At 52.0% G+C, this 24055-nt stretch carries 22 protein-coding genes; 4 read left to right on the forward strand and 18 right to left on the reverse strand.

Features of this window, described 5'->3' with window-relative positions; genetic code table 11:
* The first annotated feature begins 74 nt into the window (after positions 1–74).
* Both crp and BZG25_RS06210 read left to right on the forward strand, forming a co-directional pair.
* Positions 75–707, forward strand: coding sequence for a cAMP-activated global transcriptional regulator CRP (gene crp, locus BZG25_RS06205; RefSeq protein ID WP_002535199.1), 633 nt, complete (start codon positions 75–77; stop codon positions 705–707).
* Positions 708–837: 130 nt separating this feature from the next.
* Positions 838–1704 carry an ABC transporter substrate-binding protein gene (locus BZG25_RS06210; protein ID WP_077578263.1) on the forward strand — a complete coding sequence of 289 codons (867 nt, stop codon included), beginning with the start codon at positions 838–840 and terminating at the stop codon, positions 1702–1704.
* A 67-nt stretch (positions 1705–1771) separates the two neighbouring features.
* On the opposite strand, the gene BZG25_RS06215 is transcribed toward BZG25_RS06210, so the two are convergent.
* The 9 genes from BZG25_RS06215 to rpe form a co-directional block, all read right to left on the reverse strand.
* Positions 1772–2563 carry a DUF1338 domain-containing protein gene (locus BZG25_RS06215; protein ID WP_077578262.1) on the reverse strand — a complete coding sequence of 264 codons (792 nt, stop codon included), beginning with the start codon at positions 2561–2563 and terminating at the stop codon, positions 1772–1774.
* 10 nt (positions 2564–2573) lie between these two features.
* Positions 2574–4055, reverse strand: coding sequence for a succinylglutamate-semialdehyde dehydrogenase (gene astD / locus BZG25_RS06220; protein WP_046074771.1), 1482 nt, complete (start codon positions 4053–4055; stop codon positions 2574–2576).
* 1 nt (position 4056) lies between these two features.
* Entirely contained in the window at positions 4057–5079 is a 1023-nt protein-coding gene (astA, locus tag BZG25_RS06225; RefSeq protein WP_046074770.1) for an arginine N-succinyltransferase, read from the reverse strand.
* Between the two features lie 29 nt (positions 5080–5108).
* Positions 5109–6326, reverse strand: coding sequence for an aspartate aminotransferase family protein (locus BZG25_RS06230; RefSeq protein WP_077578261.1), 1218 nt, complete (start codon positions 6324–6326; stop codon positions 5109–5111).
* Positions 6327–6695: 369 nt separating this feature from the next.
* Positions 6696–7271, reverse strand: a complete 576-nt coding sequence (locus BZG25_RS06235; protein ID WP_077578260.1) for an aminodeoxychorismate/anthranilate synthase component II — start codon at positions 7269–7271, stop codon at positions 6696–6698.
* Positions 7272–7363: 92 nt separating this feature from the next.
* Positions 7364–9706: an ExeM/NucH family extracellular endonuclease gene (locus BZG25_RS06240; RefSeq protein WP_077578259.1), complete on the reverse strand. Its 2343-nt coding sequence runs from the start codon at positions 9704–9706 to the stop codon at positions 7364–7366.
* Between the two features lie 199 nt (positions 9707–9905).
* Complete coding sequence (gene trpS, locus BZG25_RS06245) at positions 9906–10919, reverse strand: tryptophan--tRNA ligase (protein WP_077578258.1); 1014 nt, start codon at positions 10917–10919, stop codon at positions 9906–9908.
* Between the two features lie 60 nt (positions 10920–10979).
* Entirely contained in the window at positions 10980–11660 is a 681-nt protein-coding gene (locus tag BZG25_RS06250) for a phosphoglycolate phosphatase (RefSeq protein WP_077578257.1), read from the reverse strand.
* Positions 11661–11670: 10 nt separating this feature from the next.
* Entirely contained in the window at positions 11671–12345 is a 675-nt protein-coding gene (gene rpe, locus BZG25_RS06255) for a ribulose-phosphate 3-epimerase (RefSeq protein WP_046074764.1), read from the reverse strand.
* Positions 12346–12495: 150 nt separating this feature from the next.
* On the opposite strand from rpe, the gene BZG25_RS06260 reads away from it, so the two are divergent.
* A complete protein-coding gene (locus BZG25_RS06260; protein WP_046074763.1) occupies positions 12496–12684 on the forward strand; it encodes a DUF2970 domain-containing protein in 189 nt (62 codons plus the stop codon).
* A gap of 23 nt (positions 12685–12707) precedes the next feature.
* Here the strand turns inward: BZG25_RS06260 and dam are convergent, their stop codons facing one another.
* The 9 genes from dam to pilM form a co-directional block, all read right to left on the reverse strand.
* On the reverse strand, positions 12708–13538 hold the full coding sequence (gene dam / locus BZG25_RS06265; protein WP_046074762.1) for an adenine-specific DNA-methyltransferase: 831 nt from the start codon (positions 13536–13538) through the stop codon (positions 12708–12710).
* 72 nt (positions 13539–13610) lie between these two features.
* Entirely contained in the window at positions 13611–15245 is a 1635-nt protein-coding gene (locus BZG25_RS06270; protein ID WP_077578256.1) for an AAA family ATPase, read from the reverse strand.
* An 11-nt stretch (positions 15246–15256) separates the two neighbouring features.
* Positions 15257–16336, reverse strand: a complete 1080-nt coding sequence (gene aroB, locus BZG25_RS06275) for a 3-dehydroquinate synthase (protein WP_077578255.1) — start codon at positions 16334–16336, stop codon at positions 15257–15259.
* Between the two features lie 19 nt (positions 16337–16355).
* Positions 16356–16874: a shikimate kinase AroK gene (aroK, locus tag BZG25_RS06280; protein ID WP_025739049.1), complete on the reverse strand. Its 519-nt coding sequence runs from the start codon at positions 16872–16874 to the stop codon at positions 16356–16358.
* Between the two features lie 144 nt (positions 16875–17018).
* Positions 17019–18767, reverse strand: coding sequence for a type IV pilus secretin PilQ (locus tag BZG25_RS06285; protein ID WP_077578254.1), 1749 nt, complete (start codon positions 18765–18767; stop codon positions 17019–17021).
* 13 nt (positions 18768–18780) lie between these two features.
* Positions 18781–19293, reverse strand: a complete 513-nt coding sequence (locus tag BZG25_RS06290) for a pilus assembly protein PilP (RefSeq protein ID WP_046074758.1) — start codon at positions 19291–19293, stop codon at positions 18781–18783.
* Positions 19290–19901 (reverse strand): type 4a pilus biogenesis protein PilO, encoded by a 612-nt coding sequence (locus BZG25_RS06295; RefSeq protein ID WP_046074757.1) that lies wholly within the window; start codon positions 19899–19901, stop codon positions 19290–19292. The genes BZG25_RS06290 and BZG25_RS06295 overlap by 4 nt, the downstream gene beginning before the upstream one ends.
* A complete protein-coding gene (locus tag BZG25_RS06300; RefSeq protein ID WP_052708058.1) occupies positions 19898–20476 on the reverse strand; it encodes a PilN domain-containing protein in 579 nt (192 codons plus the stop codon). The genes BZG25_RS06295 and BZG25_RS06300 overlap by 4 nt, the downstream gene beginning before the upstream one ends.
* Positions 20467–21381 (reverse strand): pilus assembly protein PilM, encoded by a 915-nt coding sequence (pilM, locus tag BZG25_RS06305; protein ID WP_046074755.1) that lies wholly within the window; start codon positions 21379–21381, stop codon positions 20467–20469. Before pilM ends, BZG25_RS06300 begins: the two co-directional genes overlap by 10 nt.
* Before the next feature lie 142 nt (positions 21382–21523).
* On the opposite strand from pilM, the gene BZG25_RS06310 reads away from it, so the two are divergent.
* On the forward strand, positions 21524–24016 hold the full coding sequence (locus BZG25_RS06310) for a penicillin-binding protein 1A (protein ID WP_046074754.1): 2493 nt from the start codon (positions 21524–21526) through the stop codon (positions 24014–24016).
* Positions 24017–24055 lie beyond the last annotated feature (39 nt).

Below are 24055 nucleotides of genomic sequence, written 5' to 3' on the forward strand. Positions count from 1 at the left end.
TGATCTGATGGGTTACCCCTCAGACAAAGATAGGACGTTGTTGCCGGGCAACACATGCAGAGGAAATAAGTTATATGGTTCCAGGAAAACCTCAAACAGACCCTACACTCGAGTGGTTCCTTTCACATTGTCATATTCATAAGTATCCGTCGAAAAGCACGCTTATCCATGCTGGTGAAAAGGCGGAGACCTTGTATTACATCGTGAAAGGGTCTGTGGCCGTACTGATCAAAGATGAAGAAGGCAAGGAAATGATCCTGTCTTACCTTAACCAAGGTGACTTCATCGGTGAGCTCGGGCTTTTCGAAGAAGACCAAGAGCGCACTGCTTGGGTACGCGCCAAATCACCGTGTGAAGTGGCAGAAATTTCATTCAAAAAGTTCCGCCAGCTTATCCAAGTGAATCCTGATATCTTGATGCGCTTGTCCTCACAAATGGCGCGCCGCTTGCAGGTAACGAGCCAAAAGGTGGGGGATCTTGCCTTCCTGGACGTCACAGGGCGCATTGCGCAAACCCTATTGAACTTGGCGAAGCAGCCTGATGCCATGACGCATCCTGATGGTATGCAGATTAAGATCACCCGTCAGGAAATTGGCCAAATCGTTGGCTGCTCACGCGAAACAGTGGGACGTATCCTTAAAATGCTGGAAGAGCAAAACCTCATTTCCGCACACGGTAAAACCATCGTGGTATACGGCACACGCTAATCGCGCCGCTCTCTGTATCACCAACCGACGCCCTGGCGTCGGTTTTTTTATCTCCATTATCTGGCAAGCACGCGGATTGCTTCTACACTCAAAACGACATGGTTAACATAAAATTAACAAGGTGTCGTTTATGAAAAAACTCATGATTACCCTCACCGCCTTCGCGCTCTCTGTGTTTTCAGTCCATGCTGCGTCCAATACGACGATTGTCCACCCCGAGCCACGCGCCGGCTCGGCGCTTGATCTCTATGCCATTGAGCTCATCGAGTTTCTTGCCGAAAAGTCGGGAGAATCTGTTACCTTACAAGCCTTTGACGGCCAAATTGGCTCTCAATCTCGTAAGGTGGAAATGCTCAAGCAAGGCAAGCTCACCGTCGACTGGCTTGGTGCCGACCGTACACTGGAAGCTGAATTGATCCCCGTTCGCTATCCCGTGTTTCGTGGCTTACTCGGCCACCGCCTGTTTATTACCAACCAAGCCACCGAGCCCCAACTTGCTCAGATAAGTAGCGCGAGTGACTTGCAGTCTCTTACTATGATTCAGGGACAAGGTTGGGCCGACGTCAAGGTGCTTAACTCAGCGGGATTTCGCGTACGTGAAATATCGAGCTTTGAAAACATTTTCAAAGTGGTTGATACGGGCCGGGCCGATCTCTTCCCTCGTGCCTTGATTGAGCCTTTTAGTGAATTAGCCGAGCGGCCGCAATACGGTAACCTGTTAGTTGACCCACACCTGATGCTGATCTATCGCTTCCCAATGTTCCTGTTTGTGTCTCCGCAACATGCTGACGTCGCCGAGATGTTAAATGGCGCTTTTGAAGCGGCGTATCAAGACGGATCATTTATCGAGTTTTTCAATAATGCGCCTTTAGTTAAGGAAACCTTTGAAAAGGCGAACATTGGTGAGCGTACTGTCATCCGAGTCGACAACCCGCATTTAAGCAACGAAACACAAGCGATTCCAGACACGTTTTGGCTCGACATCGAGGCTCAATAGACGATAAAAAAGGGAGCGTATCACACGCTCCCTTTTCCCATGATGTCGATAAGCAATGTGTGACGCACTAATGGGTGCTTTCAAAGATTTTGTCTGCCGAAGCAGCCACAAAACCTTGGTAGAGTTCACCATTGGGCAACACATACCGCTTAGCAAACTCGTAAAAGCCACCCGGGATGGTTTGCGTGCAATCGGAGAAAGTAACGGGCACGCGGTCAGCCATGGTGGAGGATTGCTCCAGATACACAGATGCATCCCCTTTGACTTCCCCACCTGACTCGTTAATCGCAAAGCCATTATCACGCAATCGGTTGTTCACCGAGAGGCAATCATCATGCGCATTCAGCTGATTCACACTCACGGTAAAATGGTTCGCACCATAACCGTGTGCCGCCACCCAAGACGCATATTCACTCTCTTCGGCAAGCGTTTGATAGGTTGCCCAATCAATATCCCATAGGCGGCCCTGATGGAGAAAATCGCTGCCTGTAAGTGACGACGCATCAACTTGTGCCACCAGCTTCTCAACAATCGCCTGAAGCGCGGGCGAGCATTGCTCGACCATCAACTCACTGATAAAGACTTTCGGCATCAAGGGATCGGGGTGCTCAAAATGGCAAGCCTTGAGCTTTTTCGCTTCAAAGGTATAGTCACCTTTTTGCTGATACCCCAAGGCGAGAAATGGACGCGCGAGTACCTTTAGTCCAACCTTAGGCAAACCAAATGTCCGTAAGGCAATATGGTCATTGATCAAAGGTTGCCCTTCCTCTAATAAGGCATGCACCTTATGTGCCGAAGGGCACAGGCGGTTGATGTAGTCCTGCCACAGTTTGTCGAATAACGCTTGGCCACTGTCCATGTTGCTCTCCTTAGTCCTGTTGAGTCGGTATACCGGGGGCGAACGTCTCGGGAAGCATCACCTGCTCGCCCTCCATGGATGCCATGGGATAAGCACAATAATCTGCCGCGTAATACGCGCTAGGGCGTAAGTTCCCCGAAGCACCTGGCCCACCAAATGGCGCATCGCCACTGGCTCCGGTCAGTTGACGATTGCGGTTAACAATCCCTGCACGAATATGGTCAAGGAAATACTGCCATTCACCATCGTCTTCACTGATAAGCCCGGCAGACAATCCATAACGGGTGTCATTGGCTTTGGTGACCGCATCGGCCATATCCTGGTAACGCTGCACTTGCAACAACGGGCCAAAATACTCTTCATCCGGTAAGTCTTGGATACCACTGACATCCAAGATCCCTGGCGAGATCACCGCATCATGCTGATGTTCACACTCAATCACTGGCTTCGCGCCCAGATCAACAAGCTTTTGTTGTGTCGCCAGGATGCCTTCCGCTGCCGCCACTGAGATCTGTGCGCCCATAAACGGAGCCGGATCATCAAACTGACCGCCTACACGCACGGTTTTTGTCCATTGAGCTAGGCGAGTCAAGATCTTGTCACCCACTTCCCCCTCAGGCAACAGCAAGCGGCGCGCACAGGTACAGCGTTGGCCGGCGCTAAGATACGCTGACTGAATGATGGTATACACGGTGGCCTCTAAATCACCAAACTGATCACTGACCACCAAGGGGTTATTTCCCCCCATTTCAAGTGCGAGCATCTTATCAGGCTGACCGGCAAACTGGCGGTGGAGAATATGGCCAGTATTGGCGCTACCGGTAAATAGCAGTCCGTCGATGCCGCGCGCTTGCGCGAGTGCCTCACCGGTATTACGGCCACCTTGCACCAAATTGATAAGGCCATGTGGCAGCCCCGCCTCTAGCCAATACGCCAGTGTTTTCTCCGCCACTTTCGGCGTCAACTCTGACGGCTTGAATACCACACTGTTACCGGCCAGTAACGCGGGAACAATGTGACCATTGGGCAGATGACCCGGGAAGTTGTAAGGACCAAAGACCGCCATCACACCTAACGGGCGGTGGCGCAACACCGCTTGCGTGCCATTGACGTCCTTCTCGCGTGAGCCCGTTCTCTCGTGGTAAGCGCGTAATGAGATCGCCACTTTTCCGACCATGGCACCGACTTCGGTTTTGGTTTCCCAGAATGGTTTGCCCGTCTCTTCCGCAATGGTGCGCGCTAAATCATCCGTATTCGCTTTCACTATCTCGGCAAAGCGCTCAACCAGCGCTTGGCGCTCGGCAAATTCAGTATTACGCCAACGAAGAAAGGCTTCACGTGCGGCGCTAACCGCTTGTTCAACCTGGGGGCGCGTCGCTTCTTCACCTTGCCAAATACACTGACTATCAAAGGGATTTTGCGAGGTCATCACCTCGCCCTCGCCTTTCACCCATTCACCGTTAATCAGATGGCCTGCTGATTGCTTTGTCATCTTATCCCTCCATGGCAATCAAACGCAGCTGATCGCCTTCTTTTACATTCAATGCATCTGCTACCGCGGGGCTGATCACCACCTGATTGGTTTCATGATCCACCGCCGCTTTCGCCGCCGTGGCGCGGAAACCGGCAAAGTCCGTGTTCGATATCAAATAGTCCTGCGCGCTGCTGTGCTCTCTTACGCTTGCCGAGGCGTTAAAAGAATGACGCACGGATTCGATATTGTGACGTAAGCATTCCACCGTGGGGCCGGCATCAAAGATGTCGACATAACCACGGCACGAAAAGCCTTCTTTTTCCAACAAGCGCAACGCTGGGCGGGTATTTGGGTGCACTTGCCCGATCACCGCTCGCGCCTCCTCACTAAGCAGGCTCACGTAAATCGGCAGTTTTGGCATCAGGTCAGCAATGAAGCCTTTCGCCCCAATCCCGGTGAGGTAGTCAGCCAACGTGAAGTCAATGTTAAAGAAGTTATCCTTCAACCATTGCCAAAACGGCGAGTTCCCCTCGTCGTCAGACACACCACGCATCTCAGCAAAGACCACGTCTGCGAAACGCTCTGGAAATTGTGCCAACATCAAAAACCGACACTTGGACAAGAGCTTGCCGTTTAGGCCGCCACGAAACTCAGGGCGCATAAACAAGGTGCAGATCTCTGTCGTGCCGGTGTAGTTGTTGCCAAACGTCAGCACTTCCACGATGTTATGCACATTCAGTTTGCGCGACGAGTGCACCACCTTCGTCAGATGGTAACTGTAAAATGGGTTGTCGAGGCCAATCGCGGCCTCGATGCCTGTTGTCCCAGCAATCTCACCCGTTTCTACATCTTCAGCGACCATCAAGTACCCTTCCGGGCCAGGCTCTGTTACCTTTTTGGCAAAACTTTCTAGCGAATTATCAATTCGCCCTTGTAGCAAATCGGCATCCACCGGCAACGAGGTAAACCCATGGCCGGACGCTTCCGCACACAACATCAGTGCATCAAAATCTGATGCACGGATAGGCCGAATAACTAACATCTCAAATCCCTCCGAGTGTATGAGGTCGCTTATCCTGCAACGACCTTCGCAATCGCGCGCTCTAGGCGTGCCATCCCTTCTTCAATATCAGCTTTGGTAATCACCAATGAGGGGGTAAAACGCACCACATTTGGGCCGGCGACTAATACCAACAGGCCTTCTTCACCCGCGGCAACCAAAATATCGCGGGCACGGCCTTCCCAGTCTTGGTTCAGTGCCGCACCGAGTAGCAGGCCTTTGCCACGGACTTCACTGAAGATACCGTACTTATCGTTAATCGCTTCTAAACCGTCACGTAACCATTGCTCTCGCTCAATCACACCGTCTAAGACTTCAGGTTTGGTCACTTCATTGACCACCGCTTCTGCCACGGCACATGCCAGTGGGTTGCCGCCATAGGTAGAGCCGTGAACGCCAGGTTTCATATGTGCCGCGAGACGTTCGGTGGTAAGCATGGCACCAATGGGGATCCCGCCACCTAATGATTTGGCGGTCGCCAGAATGTCCGGCTCGACCCCTGATTCTTGATAGGCATAGAAGGTGCCAGTACGGCCATTGCCGGTTTGGACTTCGTCGAAAATCAACAACGCATTGTGCTTATCACACAGCTCGCGCACGGCCTGCAAAAAGCCTGCCTCCGGTGGCACGATGCCGCCCTCACCTTGCAATGGCTCCATCATCACCGCACAGGTGCGATCGGAGATATGGTCAGCCAATGCGGCGATGTCGTTGTAGGGAAGGTGGGTCACATCGCCAGGCTTGGGGCCAAAGCCATCGGAATAAGCGGGCTGTCCCCCTACCGTGACGGTAAAGAAGGTACGACCGTGGAAACCTTTGGTGAACGCGATGATTTCACTTTTGTGCTCGCCGTGCTCTTCTTTTGCCCAGCGACGCGCCAGTTTCAGTGCGGCTTCGTTCGCCTCGGCGCCTGAGTTCGCGTAAAACACGCGGTCGGCAAAGGAAAGCTCGGTGAGGCGTTTAGCAAGGCGCAACGCAGGGGCATTGGTCATCACATTACTCAGGTGCCACAGCTTCTGTGCTTGTTCGGTCAGTGCATCCACCATTACCGGATGACAATGGCCTAAACAGCTCACCGCGATACCACCGGCAAAATCGATATACTCTCGACCTTCCTGATCCCAGATGCGCGACCCTTTACCATGATCTGGGATCATCGGCATTGGGTTGTAACATGGCACCATGACTTCATCGAAGAGTTTACGTTCTACTTTGTGCTCCATTGTCATCACTCAATCCTTCTGTGTTTTATCTATGACGCATAGTATTTACATTATTTTAACCGCGGCAATAGCAGATTATGTTTTGTTTTCAGCAGGGTAACCGATCTCATGCAGTTTACAGAGATAGTTATGCATAAACTGTGAGCAGAGAGAAGCGCAGAGCGAGCAAGGCTATGATGCCAAATAGGCAAGACTGAAGGGAGACAACACCCAGGTTGCATAAGGTTGCAGCCATTGATAAGGCAGTCAAAAATCGCGAAATGTAAAATTAGTGATAAAGATCGCCATTTTGTGCAAGAGTGTGTAATAGCGGGCGCGACTGGGATGCCCCGAGGTAATGGCGCTTAAAACTGTCGCGCCTTTATCCTGTCGGCTTTATTGCTGGAGAAAGTTAGCCAGTAACGCATGTCCCTCTTGGGTGAGGATGCTTTCTGGATGAAATTGGACCCCTTCCACCGCGAGCTCTCGGTGTTTTAACCCCATGATGATCTCACGTCCATCCGCCTCCGTGGTGGTCGCTGTTACCATCAAACAAGCAGGTAAGCTGTGTGGATCCACCACTAAGGAGTGATATCGCGTGACGGTAAGCGGGCTTGGCAAATGCGCAAAGACACCTTGTCCTTCGTGATCAACGGGCGAGGTTTTACCATGCATCACTGCCCTCGCGCGTATCACCTTAGCACCAAATACTTGCGCTAGGGCTTGGTAGCCCAGACAGACACCTAACAAGGGGATCTTTCCCGCAAAGTGCTCAATCACCGCCAGCGAGATCCCAGCCTCATCTGGGGTACACGGGCCTGGCGAGACCACGATATGTGTGGGTGCCATCGCCTCTATCTCCGCCAAGCTAATCGCATCATTGCGTTTGACGCAAACAGATACGCCCAATTCACAAAAGTATTGATACAGGTTGTAGGTAAACGAGTCGTAGTTATCGATGATAAGAAGCACTGTGCGCGGCCATGCGATTGAAAACCGGCATGATGCTAACACAGTGCTTATAGGGCGTCATCCTAGCGTGAGCTAGGGACGACGCTTATTGGTTAACGATTTAACTGACAGCGAAAGCCAGTGTATGTCACTGTCATCGGTGTATCAGCGGGGGCACTGCCACAGTATACAGGGAACAACCCCAAGGCTTTCACCGCAACCGCAATACGATCATCTGCGCTTAACGCCAAGGATTGCACCAAAGGGCTGGCTTGGTTGAACGTGCGCGTCGCGCGCCATTTCATCCACGCATGAACCGGGCTTTTCTGTCCGTTAAGCAGCGGCACAATCGGTAAAATGCTGCGATTGTTCACGGTCACAGAAACCGGCACCACAGGCTCTGGGTAGTCAAGCGAGATCAAGACAGGGTCGTGGTCGGAGGATGAGAACGCATTGTTCGATTTCACCAAATCACCCGTATACTGGCGGCTATATTCAAACAGCGTACTTTCTACCGAGTTAATGTGCCACTCTTCTACGCCAACCACTTTGCTTGCCAAGCTGGCATTGGCCAAAGCATGATCTAACGCACCCAGCTCTCCAGAGAACGAATACGAATAGGCTTTGTCCCCTAACCAGTCGGTGGCCAAATTGGTATACCCCAATCCTTCTTCCACGGGTTGGCCGGTCGCATGCATAGGCACACCACGAATTTCCGTGCCCGCAGCGGTGAGAATATCACGCTGACCCTCGCGACGCTGATAGTCCGTCAGCACACGAACAGGATCTTCTTGCGCGTACGCATTCAAGTCACCTAAGATCAGGACATCACCCTCTACGGTGTTTAATCGGTCACGTAATGCCACCGCCGCCGAGACGCGGAACTCATTACAACGGCCCTGCAGGTCAGCCGTTTCACTATCAAACTCGCCGGCAACCCAATCTTCATAACAGCCCGAGCCTTTTGATTTGAAGTGATTCACCACCACACTAAGAGGCTGATCATTAATCATAAAGCGTTGGATCAAGCTATCACGCTGGTATTTGTCGAGTGCCTTGGTTTCTCCGTCTGGGCTTTCGCCACTGATATGCTGCTCGGGCATTGGGATAGCCTGGGCATTGCCTGCTAATGCCACTGTCGCAGGACGATAAATCATGCCTACCATGATGGCATCAGAGCCAAAGTAAGCGCCTTGATTTTTCTCCGCCTCACTCGGTTCAACAAATTGGTAGTGATCACGGGGGTCAGCAAACTGGGCGTTGAGTTGAGTCACTAGATCATCAATGGCACTACCCGCTGCAAAGCCGTTGTTTTCAATCTCCATCAACCCAACGATATCAGCATCCATTGCCGTCAATGCGTTAACGATTTTCGAGCGTTGCAGTTCAAACTCAGCCGCGGTTTTTGCGCCACGGTTACAGCCACGGCTCGCATCCGCGTCGGCTTGATCTTCACAGGTCACATTGAGTGGGCCACCGACCGCACTGGCGCTAGTAAAGTAGTTAAGCACATTAAAGCTCGCGACCTTAATATCTGTGCCTGGTACCGTCTTAGGCGCCGGTTGACGGTCATTGCGATGCACAATATCCCCAGCGGTGATCGTGTTAGTCGCCACCAGACGATACTGGCTGTAGCTATAGCCCAGCACACCACTCAACCGTTCGATGCGATCGCCAATCCGCAAATAGCCTTGCTCAGCATCAAGGCCAGGGAAGTACGGGATCTCGCCATCTTTCGCTTTCTGGTCGGTTTCAATATAAAGCTGGTTTTGGGCATTTTTCTCTGCCAACGCCTCAGCGCCTGGTGTTAATGCTGGATACAATTGTGTCGGTTTATACAAAGGTGCCTGATGTGATAACACCATGTTGTTACGGAACGCATCGTAGTCAAAACCAAAGTTACGGGTGATCACTAATTCACTGTCAGCGTCCATGGTCACCTTCATGCCTTCATAGCGCTCCAGTGCCTGATCAAGGGTTTCCTCTGCCCCCACACGGATGGCAGTGGGTAGCACATCACCTTGGTAAGGCCCTTTTGCCACCTGTCCATCCGTGACGCCTAACTGGGTATGCCCGTAGTACTCTTTAATTTTACCGCTGGCACAAAGGGTATCGCCGGGCGCCAACGCTAAGTGTTGCGCGTCACGCAAATAGACAAACAACCCGTCAGACGTGGCAGGGTTGCCATCACCTTGCGGATCTTGAATCCAGACCCCTTTATACAATCCCTGAGTGACCGCCGTCACCACCCCTTGCACGGCATAAGTTTTGTCTGAGCTATATTTGCCATCCGGGACAAGCGGGCTCCGCGCCCCATCGCCTTGAATGGCATAAATGGGGGTCGGGGTGGTCACCCCACATTGGTAGCTCTCGGTAAGTGGCGCTTTTGCCGCCGCGGGCAGTGCAATCCCCGCCATTACCAGCGCAAGCGGTGACCACATCATTGGCTTTTTCATACCTGTTCCTTCACGTAATTGAGTGTTTACTCGAAAATCGAGTGTATTATTCATGATAGATACAGGATATGACGTGATATGAATCGCACCGGAATCAGCGATTATTGATGAAGTAATTAGAAGTGAGAAGCTGGTTCAGTTATGTTAAAAAAAAGCAGCGAGCTTTCACCCGCTGCTTTTATCATCTTTTAGTGACCCGCTACACGCGTGGAACAAAGCCAACCGCGTCATAGACTTTGCGCAGTGTCTCTTGCGCGCGCGCCGAGGCATGGGCTGCCCCTTTTTGCATCACGCTATCAAGCAATGCGCGATCGGCACGATACTCGTGATAACGCGCTTGCAACGGCTCAAGCATAGCGACCACCGCATCGGCCGTATCCTTTTTCAAATGCCCGTACATCTTGCCCTCGTAGGCTTGCTCGAGCGCGTCAATCGACTCACCCGTGGCGCCCGACAATAGTCCAAGCAGATTAGACACCCCTGGCTTTTGCGCAATATCGAAACGCACCCGTGGTGGCTCTTCGGAGTCAGTCACCGCACGTTTAATCTTTTTCGCGATCACTTTAGGGTCTTCCAGCAAACCAATCACATTGTTGCGATTATCGTCCGATTTAGACATTTTTTTGGTCGGATCTTGTAGGCTCATGACCCGCGCATTGACATCAGGCGTGTAGGGCTCTGGGAGCACAAATACATCGCCATAACGGTTGTTAAAGCGGGTCGCCACATCGCGCGCCAACTCCAGGTGTTGCTTTTGGTCATGACCAACGGGCACCTGGTTAGTTTGATACAACAAGATATCTGCCGCCATTAACACCGGATAGCCAAACAGCCCCGCATTAATGTTCTCAGCATGACGCTGCGACTTGTCTTTGAACTGGGTCATCCGGTTTAACTCACCCATTTGGGTGTAACAGTTAAGTACCCAACTCAGTTGCGCGTGTTCAGGCACGTGTGACTGCACAAATAGGTTACTTTTTTCTGGGCTCACCCCCACCGCCAAGCAAAGCGCTAAGGCATCAAGCGTGGCTTCGCGTAACGCGTCAGCATCCTGGTGGACGGTGATCGCATGTAAATCCACCACGCAATATTGGCAGTCATAATCATCTTGCATCTGTTCCCACTGACGCAACGCGCCCAGATAGTTACCAATACTCAGCTCGCCAGAGGGTTGCACACCACTCAATACAATGGGTTTTGAAGGTTGACTCATGATGATTTGATTCCTTTACATATTGCCCGTGGGGGCGGTCTTATTGACTTATTAAACGCGTTATACGGGGTGGTTGGCAACCACAGAAACTAACTCACTAAAGTTGTCCAAGATATAGGTAGGTCGGCTATCACTGATGGGCTCACCATAGTTGTAGCCATAGGTCAGGCCGACGGAGGCGAATCCGGCATTCTGGGCCGCCAAAATATCATTTTTTGAATCACCGACCATCAACATCTGGGCATTGGTTAATCCGTGCTTGTCGCGCAGCAGGTGTAGGCCTTCAGGATCGGGCTTGCTGGTCGACAAACTATCGCCACCGATCACATCGGTAAATAATTCGGCCAGGCCTAAATCAGCTAAAATGGCCGGCACAAAGGCGTAGGGCTTATTGGTGACGACCCCCAGTTGATAGCCTTGCTGGTGTAAGTGATTCAAGGTGTCTTTCACCCCAGGGTACAGCACCGTCTTTTCATGCCCATTGTTTTCATAATGGAAATTGAAGCGCTCTCTGGCTTGCGCCACCAAGGCTGGGTCTAAATCGGGATCGTGATTATGCGCACGCGATAATGCACGACGAATCATGATATCGGCACCATTACCAATCCAGCCGGTGACCTCCGCAACGCTCACTGTGGGTCTGTCCAAATCAGCTAACATCATCTGCAGCGCTTGGGTCAAATCTGGCACGCTATCGACTAAGGTGCCGTCTAAATCAAATGCAATATAACGCAGGCTCATACTACTTCAACTACCTTTCTACTTTTGCCAGTTCGGCACGCATTTCATCAATGGCGGCCTTGTAATCTGGCTGACCAAAAATGGCGGAGCCCGCCACAAACATATCTGCGCCTGCCTCAGCAACCTCAGCAATGTTGTTCGCTTTTACGCCACCATCGATTTCGAGACGGATGTCTCGACCGCTGGCATCAATACGCTGTCGAACGGCTCGGAGTTTATCAAGCGTGGTGGGAATGAACGACTGCCCCCCAAAGCCTGGGTTGACCGACATCAGCAAGATCATATCCAGCTTATCCATCACGTAATCGAGATAATGCAACGGCGTGCCCGGGTTAAAGACTAAGCCCGCTTGCATGTCATGCTCTTTAATCAACTGCAAGGTACGATCGATGTGCTCACTGGCTTCTGCATGAAAGGTGACCATGCTGGCGCCCGCTTTGGCAAAATCAGGAATAATCCTGTCGACGGGTTTAACCATCAAGTGGACATCAATGGGGGCGGTAATGCCATAGTCACGTAACGCCTGACAAACCGGGGCACCAAAGGTGAGATTGGGGACATAATGATTATCCATCACATCAAAATGGACCACGTCCGCCCCCGCGGCGAGCACCTTGTCCACTTCTTCACCCAGTCGCGCAAAATCAGCAGATAAAATCGATGGCGCGATCAAAAAATCCTTCATAGCACGGTCGCCTCAGTTACCAAAAAGTTGCCGCAATTCTACCCGATTTTGGCCACGAAGTCTTACCCGTTCACGGTTTTCTCCTCGCTAACACTGACAAGTTATCGTGGCTTGACTAGAGTAAACAGAGGCGCCAAAAAAGGAGGCATCATGGACAGCAAACCTAGACTCACTGACGTTATGAAGAGCGTCATCGCGGCATTGTTTGGCGTCCAATCGCAACAAAATCGCGAACGAGATTTTGGCCATGATTCGCCGGCGGCGTATATCATCACCGGTGTGGTGATGATTGGGATCTTTGTCGCTGCCTTGCTGGCGTTAGTCAGTGTGTTGACCTAATGGCCCAAGACGGATGAGAAGCATCACAGAGTAGGCGATGGCGGGTCGAACAGTGCCAGTAGCTCGTCCACTTTATTCCGGCCTTGTCCATTACGGCTAATGGTACGCTTGACTTTCACCACGTTAAACGACGCGCCACGGTATAGCCGACGCGTGTAAGGCGTATCATGGTTGGAGATAAGAACCGGGATCCCTTGGCTGACAGAGGCCTGTTCAGCGTGTTCGGCCAGTAAGGCTTGATCGTCCAGCGTAAAGCCATTGGTAGCATAGGTGGTAAAGTTCGCCGTGGCGGTAAGCGGCGCATAGGGCGGATCACAGTAAATCACGTCGCCTAACTTGGCGCGGGCAAAGCTTTCCGCATACCCTTCACAAACAAACTCTGCCCGTTGCGCTTTTTCGGCAAAAACCGCGAGCTCTTTTTCCGGAAAGTAAGGTTTTTTGTAGGAGCCAAAGGGCACATTAAAGCCACCCTTTTTATTGTAACGACACAAGCCATTGAAGCCGTGACGATTCATATAGAGGAAAAACAACGAGCGTAAGTAGGGATCCGTGGTGAGATTAAACTCACGACGCACATCCAAATAACGCTCTTTTTGGTTGTACTCTTGGCAAAAAAACGCGCGCGCATCAGCCACAAACCGCATCGGGGTTTGCTTGATAATGTTGTATAAGTTGATCAGATCGGGATTGATGTCCGCCAAGATATAGTGGTCATAATCGGTATTGAGAAACACCGATCCGGCGCCAACAAAGGGCTCTATCAGCGTGTTCCCCTCAGGAAGATGACGACGAATGTCATCGACCAGTGAGTACTTACCTCCCGCCCACTTTAGAAACGCGCGATGCTTTCTCATTGCCCCTAGTCTATCTCTGCGGTCTGAAAAGGGGCGGATTGTACCCTATTTTGCTTCATCAATCAGCGGATTTTACTGGCCATTTGCTCGGTTAATTTCGCGATGGATCTGACTGAATGATTTCACAAAAGGCTGCAGTGCACGGACATTATCCGCCAAGTTTAGTTCAGCACGACGAGCCTCAGTTACACTGGCATAGTCACCCAATAGCACCATATACCAAGTCGCATTATTGCGCTGCGTTTGGTACACCTGCACGCGATCAGCTAATTGATAATCCTCAATCAAGGCAACCGCATCTTGCCGAGATTGCAGGGCGGCCAATTGCAGGGCATAACGCTGGGCAGGGATATTGAGCAAAGCTTGTGGCGCTAAAGGCAACCCATTTCGCCCACTCTCATTTTGGCTAAGAGTGTCTTGGCTGCGATTGCCTGAATCGGCATTTGTAGCCGATGCCGTTGCGCCCTCATCGGTTGTTTGACCCGCGTTCGCGACGTCATCCGCAGCGGTTTGTGGTGCCGCAGGCGCAGGCACCGCCTCACTGATTTCGCTGGCTAATGGCTCATCAACGGCGTCAGTGCCGTCTCCTCCAGCATCTTGTTCGTCAATAATCGCATCGACCACATCATCGGGCACCACAACACGCTGCCCTTCATCACTGCGCCCAACAGTCAGCCCTTCACCATTAATATCCTCTGGTAGGGTCGCCTGATCTTCCGTTACCGCACCATTATCGGCTGATGGCGACGTCATCGTCTCGCTCCCCGCATCCGCGTTAGACGCACTAGGTTGTGTGCCAGTTTGGGTCGCGGTTTGCGGATCAGTGATCGCTTGCTCCTCTTGTTCACTGAGCAAATCATCTAAATTCTTGAGCCCTTCAGGAAGCACCGCTTCTGACGCAGCGTCACCTTGCTGGCTTGGAAATACCCACCAAATCACCCCCGCGCCGACGATCATCAATACCACCGCAAGGAGCAGCATTAAGAAGGGTTTGTTGTTTTTAGCGGGCTTTTTCTTATCTTTACTCACAGCGCCTGTCTCCTGATTGTCCTTTCCCATAATGGTGCCGGGGTAAACGGTTTGATTGGCAAGTTTGGCTAACCACTGTTTCTTTTTCTCGCCACCGATGCGCTGGGTGACCGCCAGCACATCAATAAACATCTCAGCTTCTCCCTCGTTGAGGGGAGAGATTTCGAGCTCCAGGGGTTTTTGCTCGTGCCCGTAAGACACCTGGCCTAGCCACTTGTTCAACTTTCCAGGTAGCGAGAAAAGCACCACGTTGATACGCCAATTGGCTTGGTGCTGGGCGTGCTGTACCAAGGCCCACAACTCTGACAACAAACCGGGGGTCAAACGATGCGCATCATCAATCACCAATAAGGCATCGCACCCACCACCATCGAGCATCATGGTGAGACTATCAATGAGCGGGTCGGCTTCGTTAAACACCCCATCTTTAACAATTTGCCGCAGCAAGATAGCGCGGCGCTGTGCATCGCTCTGAGCGGTGTGGCACGCCAATAATGCATGAACATGGGCATCTGCCCACTGCTCCATATAGCGCTCACTGAGCCAGGTTTTACCCGCCCCCTCAGGCCCAGTCACTTGGATCAAGTTGGCACTAAAGCGGGTAATAAATTGCAGTCGAGAAAGGAGCTGGGTTTGGCTTTCCAGATCCAAGGTTAAGGTATCAAAAGTGTCTGTCATGCATTCAATGGTTAACCGGCATCAATCACATCAGCAATACACTGATGGGGCACATCTGCAACCACTTGAGCCTGGCCTATCGCTGTCGGCAAAACCAGGCGCAACTGTCCTGAAAGCACTTTTTTATCACGCATCATGTGCTTAATAAAAGCATCGTAGTTCATCTCACTGGGTGCCTGTATGGGAAGATCAGCACTTTCCAGCAAGGCAGTGATGCGTGACACAGTTTTTGGCTCAATCAGACCGTGTTGCTGTGCCGTTTTAGCCGCCAACACCGTCCCTGCTGAGACCGCTTCACCGTGCAGCCAGTTGCCGTATCCCATTTCTGCCTCAATGGCATGGCCAAACGTATGACCCAAGTTTAAGAGTGCACGGACACCCGCCTCGGTTTCATCTTGTGCGACCACATCGGCTTTTATCTGGCAACAGCGGCGAATCGCATAACGTAGCGCATCCGGCGAGAGCGCTGTCAGTGCAGCCATTTCGCTATCGAGCCAATCAAAGAAAGGCGCGTCGGCAATAATGCCATACTTAATCACTTCGGCCATGCCCGCGGCAAATTCACGACGCGGTAAAGAGCTAAGCACCTGCGTATCAATCACGACCGCTTGAGGCTGATAGAAAGCCCCAATCATGTTTTTACCCAGTGGATGATTAATGGCGGTTTTGCCACCAACCGACGAGTCCACCTGCGCCAGTAATGTGGTGGGCACTTGGATAAAGTCTACCCCGCGCTGATAACAGGCGCTGGCAAAGCCAACGATGTCACCAATCACACCGCCACCCAGTGCAACGAGTACCACATCACGGTTGTAATTGTTTTCTAATAGGAAGGTGTTAATGGTGTTAAATGTCTCTAAAGACTTGTAAGCCTCACCATCGGGTAGGCTCAAGCGAGCGACATCCGCCGCGCCTGCCTGTTTTAAGGTTGAGACCAGTGCGTCACCGTATAACGGCATCACTGTCTCGTTGCTGATGACAGCAACCCGACGCGAATGGACGCTCCCAAATAGGCTAGCATCAGCTAACAGCCCTTCACCGATCGAGATAGGGTAGCTACGTGCCCCTAGGTTAACGTCTATCCGTTCCATGGTCGGGTCCTGTGTTTGGTTATTGCTGCTCTAACAGAGCCATGATTTGATTGGCCACCACTTTGGCACTTTGATCGTCAGTACGTACAACATAATCAGCAATTTCTTGATAAAGAGGATTACGCTCTTCCGCTAACGACTCAAGCACTTCACGTGGTTGGTCAGTTTGTAATAATGGTCGTTTCTTATCGCGTTGGGTGCGTGCCAGCTGCTTCTCGATGGTGGTTTCTAAATACACCACAACACCACGAGCAGAGAGACGGTTGCGGCTTTCTTTGCTCATGATCGAGCCACCGCCAGTCGCGAGAACGATACCTTGCTCTTCAGTGAGGTCGTTTATCACGTTTTCTTCGCGTTTACGGAAACCTTCTTCACCCTCAACGTCAAATACCCATGCAATGTCTGCTCCAGTACGATCTTCAATCACTGAATCAGAATCATAGAATTCCATATGAAGTTGCTGAGCGAGATGACGACCAATTGTGCTTTTACCAGCCCCCATAGGGCCTACCAAAAAGATGTTTCGTTTTTCAGCCATTTTAAGCAATTTTACGCGCGGTTAAATAAGACAACACCGCCCGCAGGCTTAATGAAAAAAGCCCGAGGCGCCAATTCCTCACAGATATTTCGTGATCAGATTAAAAATTATCTCAGGACAGTGACCCCTTTGGCAACACCTAACCTAGTCTGTGACGATTTTAGGGGTCACAAAGATCAGAAGTTCGCGTTTTGCATGGTCTTTCAATTGGTGCTTGAACAGGTTGCCAACCAACGGAATATCCCCCAGCAGCGGCACTTGGGTCTCTTTATTGATCATGGTTTGCTGAAAGATCCCCCCTAAGACCACGGTTTCACCATTTTCCGCCAGCACTTGGGTATTAATGCGCTTGGTACTGATCGACATCGCTTCGCCTTTCCCGGCCACCACGGCTTTTTCGGGCATGTCTTGGGTTAATTTTAAATCCAAAACCAGCGTATTGTTGGGCGTGATTTGTGGGGTCACCGATAAACTCAGCACTGCTTTTTTAAAAGACACCGCCACCGCACCACTTGAAGACGCCTCAAGGTAAGGTAGCTCAGTCCCTTGTTCAATATAGGCCGCTTTTTTATTGGTGGTGATAAGTCGGGGGCTCGATACCACTTCTGCTTTCCTTTCGCTTTCAAGCGCAGACAGCTCCAAGTCGAGCAGAAGATCATTGCCAAGCTTCGCCACTTGCAAGGCCATGCTTGAGGCCGAGGGGTTAGCAGCGGCCAGGTTCACGCTGAGGAAGTCGCCAATATTTGCGCCGTCTGTCGCCGCATCGTTTAAGCTTTCAGGTCCTTGCCCGGTGACATTGCTATCCCACATCAAATTACCTTCCACAGACGGGCCAACCGTGGTTGAGCCATTTCGATTCAACAGTCCCCAACGCACGCCTAATTCGTCCACTGAACCTTGCTCGACCGTCACAATACGTGCCTCAATTTCGACTTGCTTAACGGGCACATCCAAGTGACGAACCAAGGTGCGAATGCGGGCTAAATTCTTTTGATTATCTTTAATGATCAACGCATTGGTTCGCTCATCAAGCGATACCGCCCCTCTGGGCGACAGTAAACTGACCCCTTCGCCTTGTCCTTTAATCAGTGCGGCGATATCGCTCGCTTTGGCATAGTTCACCGTGAGCACTTCTGAGCTCAGTGGTAGTAAGGCGTCCGCTTGCTGACGCATTTCGAGCGCTTGCTTTTCTTGTGCCATGAGCTCTCGGCGAGGGGCAACGAGCATCACTTGCCCCCGTTGGCGTTTATCCAGCCCCTTTACGCGCAAAATCACATCCAATACATCTTGCCAAGGCACACCATCAATGCGCATGGTGATATTGCCTTGCACCGAGTCCGAGGTCACAAGGTTAAAATCATTCTGCTCAGCAATCAGCTGCAACACGGTACGGACCGGAATATCTTGGAAGTTAATCGAGATCGCCGCCCCTTTTTGCGCTAAGGCGGTCGCGGAAGGCGCTTTTCTGGCCGCAGACACGCGGATGGTCAATACTTTTCCTTGCTGCTGATAATCAAAATCCACAGCCTGCTCAGCACGCAGTACGATGCGGGCACGCTCAGGTGCCTGAAAGGTTTCAATCTCAGTCACGGGCGTCTGACGACGGCGAGTATCGAGGACCGCCAGCAGTGCCGGTTTAAGCTGCACGTTCGGTAGGCGTAACGTGACTTGCTGAGGCGTCGGTTGGCGAAAGTCAGCCGCTACCGCGGCGTCAGAAAACGTCAGCGAGACGCTAGCATCACCATTGTCGAGGCGCTTCACCGCGATATCGGTCAGCGTACTCTTTGCGGCAACCTGCGCCGAGCCAACGCTTAGTATCAGTGTCAGTAGTATGAGCCAGACTGAGCGAACGCTTGGCGTAAACGTGCGGGAAAGGTAAGGGCGTATTATCATATTGGTATCCTAACTACGGCAAAGTTGCTTCCATCGACAAGGTGACAGTGCGAAGCTGCCAACACCCCAACCCATCCGGCAGGGCTTCTTCAATCGCGATCTGATTTGCATTCACGGCCACTACACGGCCACGGTTTTCGCCTAAATGCGCACCTTCACTGACTTGAGTGATGGTGCCATCAGGACGGGCAATTAAGGCTTGTTGCTGTGCGCCTTTGGTTAAGCTGCCTTTCATGGCAAGGCTTGCCAGTGGAAATTGCTCAAGCGGCTCTAAAGGCCGTTGTAAATTGGGCTGCCAACAGTCGCCCGTTGAAGCCTGTCCACCAACATTGATTGCGGGTAGCACAAAGGGATCCCGCTGATCGGTGACAAAGGCTATCGATTGGTAATTCGGCGAAGGGGGGATGCGGGTCGCATTGACTTGCGCACTGGCTTGAGTTTGTTGCATAAACTGTTCGATATCACTGTGGTATCTATCACAGCCCACCAAGCTCAACCCAAATAACAACACCAAAAGACGCTTCACTGTACGAACTCCTTATCAGTGGCAATACCTTCACCGGTATAGCGATATGTGGTCGCCGACACCGACAGCTGCAGGGGCGCATGAATGTCATCGTCCTCAGTACGGGTTAAGACAAAATCTTGCAGCGACACCAAGCGAGTCATGGCGGCAATATCCGCGCTAAATGCACCAATAGAGGCATAATCCCCGGTCAAGACAACCGTCATCGGGATCGCATCGAGCCAACTACCATGCTTTCTTGGCTGCCACTTCAGTGTGTTGAAACCTAACTGATGACGGATCCCAACTTCATTAACCCCGGCGAGTAATCCCGAAAGCTCTTCTTCTTCCGGCAGTTGGGCAATCAAGGTGGCATATTGCTGATTTAACGCGCGCATTTGTGCCTCCACATCGGGCAGAGCGGCGACGCGATTGGCCAACAACCGATACTCGGCTTTAAGTTGTGCTTCGCGCTGAGTCGCTGCCTCCAGCGCCTCTTGGTTGGGCTGCAAAATCAGCAAAGCTGCGAGCATCGATAGCGCGATCGCGCCCACCGCCCAAACAATGGCGCGGGTGGCGAGTGGCGCACTGGGGAGTTTTTGCCAATCCCATGCAAAGGCGCTAATCATGACTGCACGCCTTTGGGCTTAGGGAGTTGCGGTGTGACGTAGTCGGTCAAGCGGAAGCTTAACGTGAAGCGTTTGTTGGCGCGTTGCGATCCTGATTCGGTGATCACAGTGTCAATATCAACGTCGGTGGCTAACGCACTTTGCTCTAACGCTGCCAATAGACTTGCCATCTCCGCATTGGATGTGACCCAGCCTTCGACCGTGACACGCCCCTTCTGCTGCGCCAAACGACTCAAATACGCCCCTTCAGGCATCACGGTTGGAATGAAATTCAGCAATGCAGTGACATTGTTGCGCTGTTGCTGTAACGCGTTGACCAGTTGTAAGCGCGATTGCAGCGCGGCACGCTTTTTATCTTCGCGCTTAAAAGCTTGTAAGGTGGCACGAAAATCGTTCACCCCTGCGGTTAAGCGTTGATTACGTGCCTGCTGCTCAGTCAGCCAGTGCTGCTGGACCGCGTTCACGGCACTGACCATTAACACCACACCCAGCAGTACCAAACCACTATGGACCATAAACGTTTGACGCTGCGCGCGGCGCGCTTTTTCTCGCCAAGGGAGTAGATTTATACGCATGAATATTCTCCCCGCAGCGCTAACCCCAAGGCAATAGACGCATCATCGCTGATGTTCGGCGCCGTTTGATCCAACATCGCCACTGGATTGAATCGCATGATGGTAAGGTGCTCAGACGCTAGCGTGGCCGGCCAAGCGCCGCTAATCCAAACCGTGCTCAGGGGCAAGAGTCGATTATGCTCACGCGCTCGATGACAAGCCTGATCAAAGTGCTGCTGCACCAAGGCGTTGGCCGCTGACTCGCGGTGTTCATAGCGCTCTCCCTCCCCCAAACGGCAGCGATGCTGATAAACTTGCCCATCAGGATAAAGACGAATCGCAGTCAGCAAGCCGCTGTGATAGTGCAGCCACAATGGCCAGTGGTTTGCCTGCGCAACAGGGCGGAGTGCTTGATAAACGCCGACTAACGCTTGGCTGTTGATGTCTGCCACCGTAGGCGATAACCCGACCCGCTTGAGCGCGTCTAGGGCCGGAGTGAGCGCATGACGCCGGCATGCCACCACTTGATAACAGACTTGTCCCGGCTGAACAGTCACGCCGCTCATAACCGCAAAGTCGTAATATAATGTATCCATGTCCATATTGAGGGCGGCACTCAGCTTTTGGCCGATCAAAGCTTCTTGCTCAATCTCGTCGTCAATCAGTGGCGCCGTCATTTGCTTGGTGATCACAGCCTCTTCATCGACCCCCACCACCACAGAGATGTGTAGACGCTGATACCAAGGTAAACACGCGAGTAATCGTTTTTTTATCTCGGTAAGCGGGACACAGAGATCGTCAGTCGCGCGATACGGTACCCGATGATGGCCTGCCACCTGAATACCTTGTCGATGTGCACGAACCACAATGGCGTGAATGATATCTCGGCCGATATCGATACCTAAAACTGCCGAACTTCGCATCATTTCGTGTTAGGCTCCCAACGTCAGCGTGAAGTCAGTATTTACAAAACTGGCCTCATCACGGGTTATTTTTAATGCTGGTGCCTTTATACTACTCACGTATGATTATTGAACGGCTCAACGGCAACAGAACGGGAAATCTCAGGTGAAGTTCATAAAGCGTTTGCTTATCTTTGCACTGGTTTGCACAGTGCTTGGAGTCACTACAATCTTTGGGTTTTACCTGTATGTAAAACCTGACCTCCCCGATGTAGCGACACTAAAAAGTGTCGAACTGCAGACTCCGATGCAGGTCTATAGCGCCGATGGTGAGTTGATCTCCCAGTTCGGTGAAAAGCGTCGCATCCCAGTCATGCTCGAGGACATCCCTCAGCCTATGATTGATGCATTGATTGCCACAGAAGACAGTCGCTTTTACCAACACCCAGGGATTGACCCTATCGGCATTGTCCGCGCCGCGGTGGTGGTGGCGATGTCAGGTACGGCCAAGCAAGGGGCCAGTACTATCACGCAGCAGCTGGCAAGGAACTTCTTCCTCTCTAACGAAAAACGCATTATGCGCAAGATAAAAGAAATTTTTATCGCCGTGCATATCGAACAGCTGTTGAACAAAGAAGAGATCCTTGAACTCTATTTCAACAAAGTATTCTTAGGCTATCGTGCTTACGGGGTTGGCGCTGCTGCCCAGGTGTACTTTGGCAAAACCCTCGATCAACTGACCTTGAGTGAGATGGCGGTGATTGTCGGATTACCCAAAGCGCCCTCCACCATGAACCCTTTGTATTCGCTGTCGCGCGCCACCGATCGCCGGAATGTGGTGCTGGGGCGCATGCTTAAAGAGGGATATATTTCCAACGCCGAGTACCAACAAGCGAAGAACGAGCCGATCGTAGCCCGCTATCATGGGGCTGAAATTGAACTGTCCGCACCCTATGTAGCAGAAATGGCACGCGCATGGGCCGTTGAGCAGTTTGGCGAAGACGCTTATACCTCGGGGGTGCGTATTTTCACCAGCGTCGATGCCGATATGCAACGCGCCGCAAATGAGGCGGCAGTAGAAAACGTTCTCGCCTACGACCGTCGCCATGGGTTCCGTGGGCCAGTTGCCACGCTATGGCAAGCCCCTAGCCAACGTTGGCAACACCAGCGCATCGTTGATCACTTGGCCAAGCAACCCAGCTACGGCCCGCTAGAGCCCGCCGTCGTGATTGATGTCCAAGCTAAATCGGCGCAGGTTGTCGGACCCAATGGCCGTGAAATCGAACTGCCTTGGGAGGGACTTGACTGGGCGCGCCCTTATATCACCGATAGCCGTCAAGGTCCGGCCCCTCAACGCGCTGATGAATTCCTTGCCAGTGGCCAACAAGTGTTTATTCGCCAAGTGGATAACAGCTGGCATTTAGCCCAAGTCCCGACGACCAATACCGCACTGGTTTCCATGTCCCCCTCAACCGGAGCAATCAAAGCACTGGTGGGCGGATTTAATTTTGTCCATAGCAAATTTAACCGTGCCACACAGTCAGTACGTCAGGTGGGCTCGAGCATCAAGCCGTTTATTTATTCCGCGGCAGTGAATGAGGGCATGACACTCGCCACCCTGATTAACGACGCCCCCATTAATCGCTGGGATCGCAGTCAAGGCGTGGCATGGCGGCCGAAAAACTCGCCACCACGTTATGAAGGGCCACTGCGGGCGAGACTTGGTCTGGCACAGTCGAAAAACGTCATGGCCGTACGTGTCCTGCGTCGGGTGGGATTGGATGACGCTCTCGATTACCTCACCCGCTTTGGCTTTAAACGAGATGATTTACCGCGTGCAGAAGCCATTGCGCTTGGTGCGGGAAGCTTGACGCCGGTTGAAATGGCACAGGGCTTTAGCGTGTTTGCCAATGGTGGCTATTTTATGGAGCCCTTTATCATTGATCGGGTCGAAACCCCCTTTGGCGAGGAAATATATCGCGCCAATCCACCCATCATTTGTGATAACTGCGAACAAAAAGCAGAACAGGCCGATCCGTTTAATGAGCAGAATTTGCTAGAGAACGACGACACCACCACACAGCGTCATGCTAAACAAGTCATTGATGAGCAAAATGCATTTTTGGTACGTGAAATGATGCAAAGCAACATCTGGGGTGGCGGTGATTGGCGCTACGGGACAGGCTGGAATGGCACGGGCTGGCGCGCACAAGCGCTCAAGCGACGCGATATCGGCGGAAAAACGGGGACCACCAATGACTCCAAAGATACCTGGTACACCGGCTATGGCCCAGGGATTGTGACCACTGTGTGGGTGGGCTTTGATGATCACTCCCGTAAACTGGGTCGCACGACCCGTAATGCAAACTTAGGCGACGAGCGTCAGCCTATCCGCGGCGCGGAGTCGGGGGCCAAAACGGCGGAGCCAGCATGGATTGATTTTATGCAGCATGCACTCGCGGACGTACCTGAGCAGAATAAAACCGTGCCACCGGGGATCGTCAAAGTGCGCATTGACCGCGAAACAGGGCTGTTAACCAGAAAAACCGATCATACATCGATGTTCGAGTACTTTATAAAAGGCACCGAGCCAACCGAGTATGTGTCATCGCAATCAGATGGCAACATTTATGAGTCAGGCACAGAGTCGCTGTTTTAACTCTGTTACATCGTCAATAGCCGCATAAAATCAAGACGC

The organism is Salinivibrio sp. ML198, from assembly GCF_001996015.1.
Taxonomy (GTDB): Bacteria; Pseudomonadota; Gammaproteobacteria; order Enterobacterales; family Vibrionaceae; genus Salinivibrio; species Salinivibrio siamensis.

What these genes read in the sequence shown, in the direction of transcription:
- aroK (WP_025739049.1), bottom strand. Translation starts at nt 16,874, where the DNA reads ATGGCTGAAAAACGAAACATCTTTTTGGTAGGCCCTATGGGGGCTGGT.
- BZG25_RS06250 (WP_077578257.1), bottom strand. Translation starts at nt 11,660, where the DNA reads ATGAGCCTGCGTTATATTGCATTTGATTTAGACGGCACCTTAGTCGAT.
- trpS (WP_077578258.1), bottom strand. Translation starts at nt 10,919, where the DNA reads ATGAGTCAACCTTCAAAACCCATTGTATTGAGTGGTGTGCAACCCTCT.
- BZG25_RS06270 (WP_077578256.1), bottom strand. Translation starts at nt 15,245, where the DNA reads ATGACAGACACTTTTGATACCTTAACCTTGGATCTGGAAAGCCAAACC.
- pilM (WP_046074755.1), bottom strand. Translation starts at nt 21,381, where the DNA reads ATGATGCGAAGTTCGGCAGTTTTAGGTATCGATATCGGCCGAGATATC.
- BZG25_RS06230 (WP_077578261.1), bottom strand. Translation starts at nt 6,326, where the DNA reads ATGACAATGGAGCACAAAGTAGAACGTAAACTCTTCGATGAAGTCATG.
- BZG25_RS06240 (WP_077578259.1), bottom strand. Translation starts at nt 9,706, where the DNA reads ATGAAAAAGCCAATGATGTGGTCACCGCTTGCGCTGGTAATGGCGGGG.
- BZG25_RS06300 (WP_052708058.1), bottom strand. Translation starts at nt 20,476, where the DNA reads ATGCGTATAAATCTACTCCCTTGGCGAGAAAAAGCGCGCCGCGCGCAG.
- aroB (WP_077578255.1), bottom strand. Translation starts at nt 16,336, where the DNA reads ATGGAACGGATAGACGTTAACCTAGGGGCACGTAGCTACCCTATCTCG.
- BZG25_RS06210 (WP_077578263.1), top strand. Translation starts at nt 838, where the DNA reads ATGAAAAAACTCATGATTACCCTCACCGCCTTCGCGCTCTCTGTGTTT.
- BZG25_RS06285 (WP_077578254.1), bottom strand. Translation starts at nt 18,767, where the DNA reads ATGATAATACGCCCTTACCTTTCCCGCACGTTTACGCCAAGCGTTCGC.
- crp (WP_002535199.1), top strand. Translation starts at nt 75, where the DNA reads ATGGTTCCAGGAAAACCTCAAACAGACCCTACACTCGAGTGGTTCCTT.
- rpe (WP_046074764.1), bottom strand. Translation starts at nt 12,345, where the DNA reads ATGAAGGATTTTTTGATCGCGCCATCGATTTTATCTGCTGATTTTGCG.
- BZG25_RS06295 (WP_046074757.1), bottom strand. Translation starts at nt 19,901, where the DNA reads ATGATTAGCGCCTTTGCATGGGATTGGCAAAAACTCCCCAGTGCGCCA.
- BZG25_RS06215 (WP_077578262.1), bottom strand. Translation starts at nt 2,563, where the DNA reads ATGGACAGTGGCCAAGCGTTATTCGACAAACTGTGGCAGGACTACATC.
- BZG25_RS06260 (WP_046074763.1), top strand. Translation starts at nt 12,496, where the DNA reads ATGGACAGCAAACCTAGACTCACTGACGTTATGAAGAGCGTCATCGCG.
- dam (WP_046074762.1), bottom strand. Translation starts at nt 13,538, where the DNA reads ATGAGAAAGCATCGCGCGTTTCTAAAGTGGGCGGGAGGTAAGTACTCA.
- astA (WP_046074770.1), bottom strand. Translation starts at nt 5,079, where the DNA reads ATGTTAGTTATTCGGCCTATCCGTGCATCAGATTTTGATGCACTGATG.
- astD (WP_046074771.1), bottom strand. Translation starts at nt 4,055, where the DNA reads ATGACAAAGCAATCAGCAGGCCATCTGATTAACGGTGAATGGGTGAAA.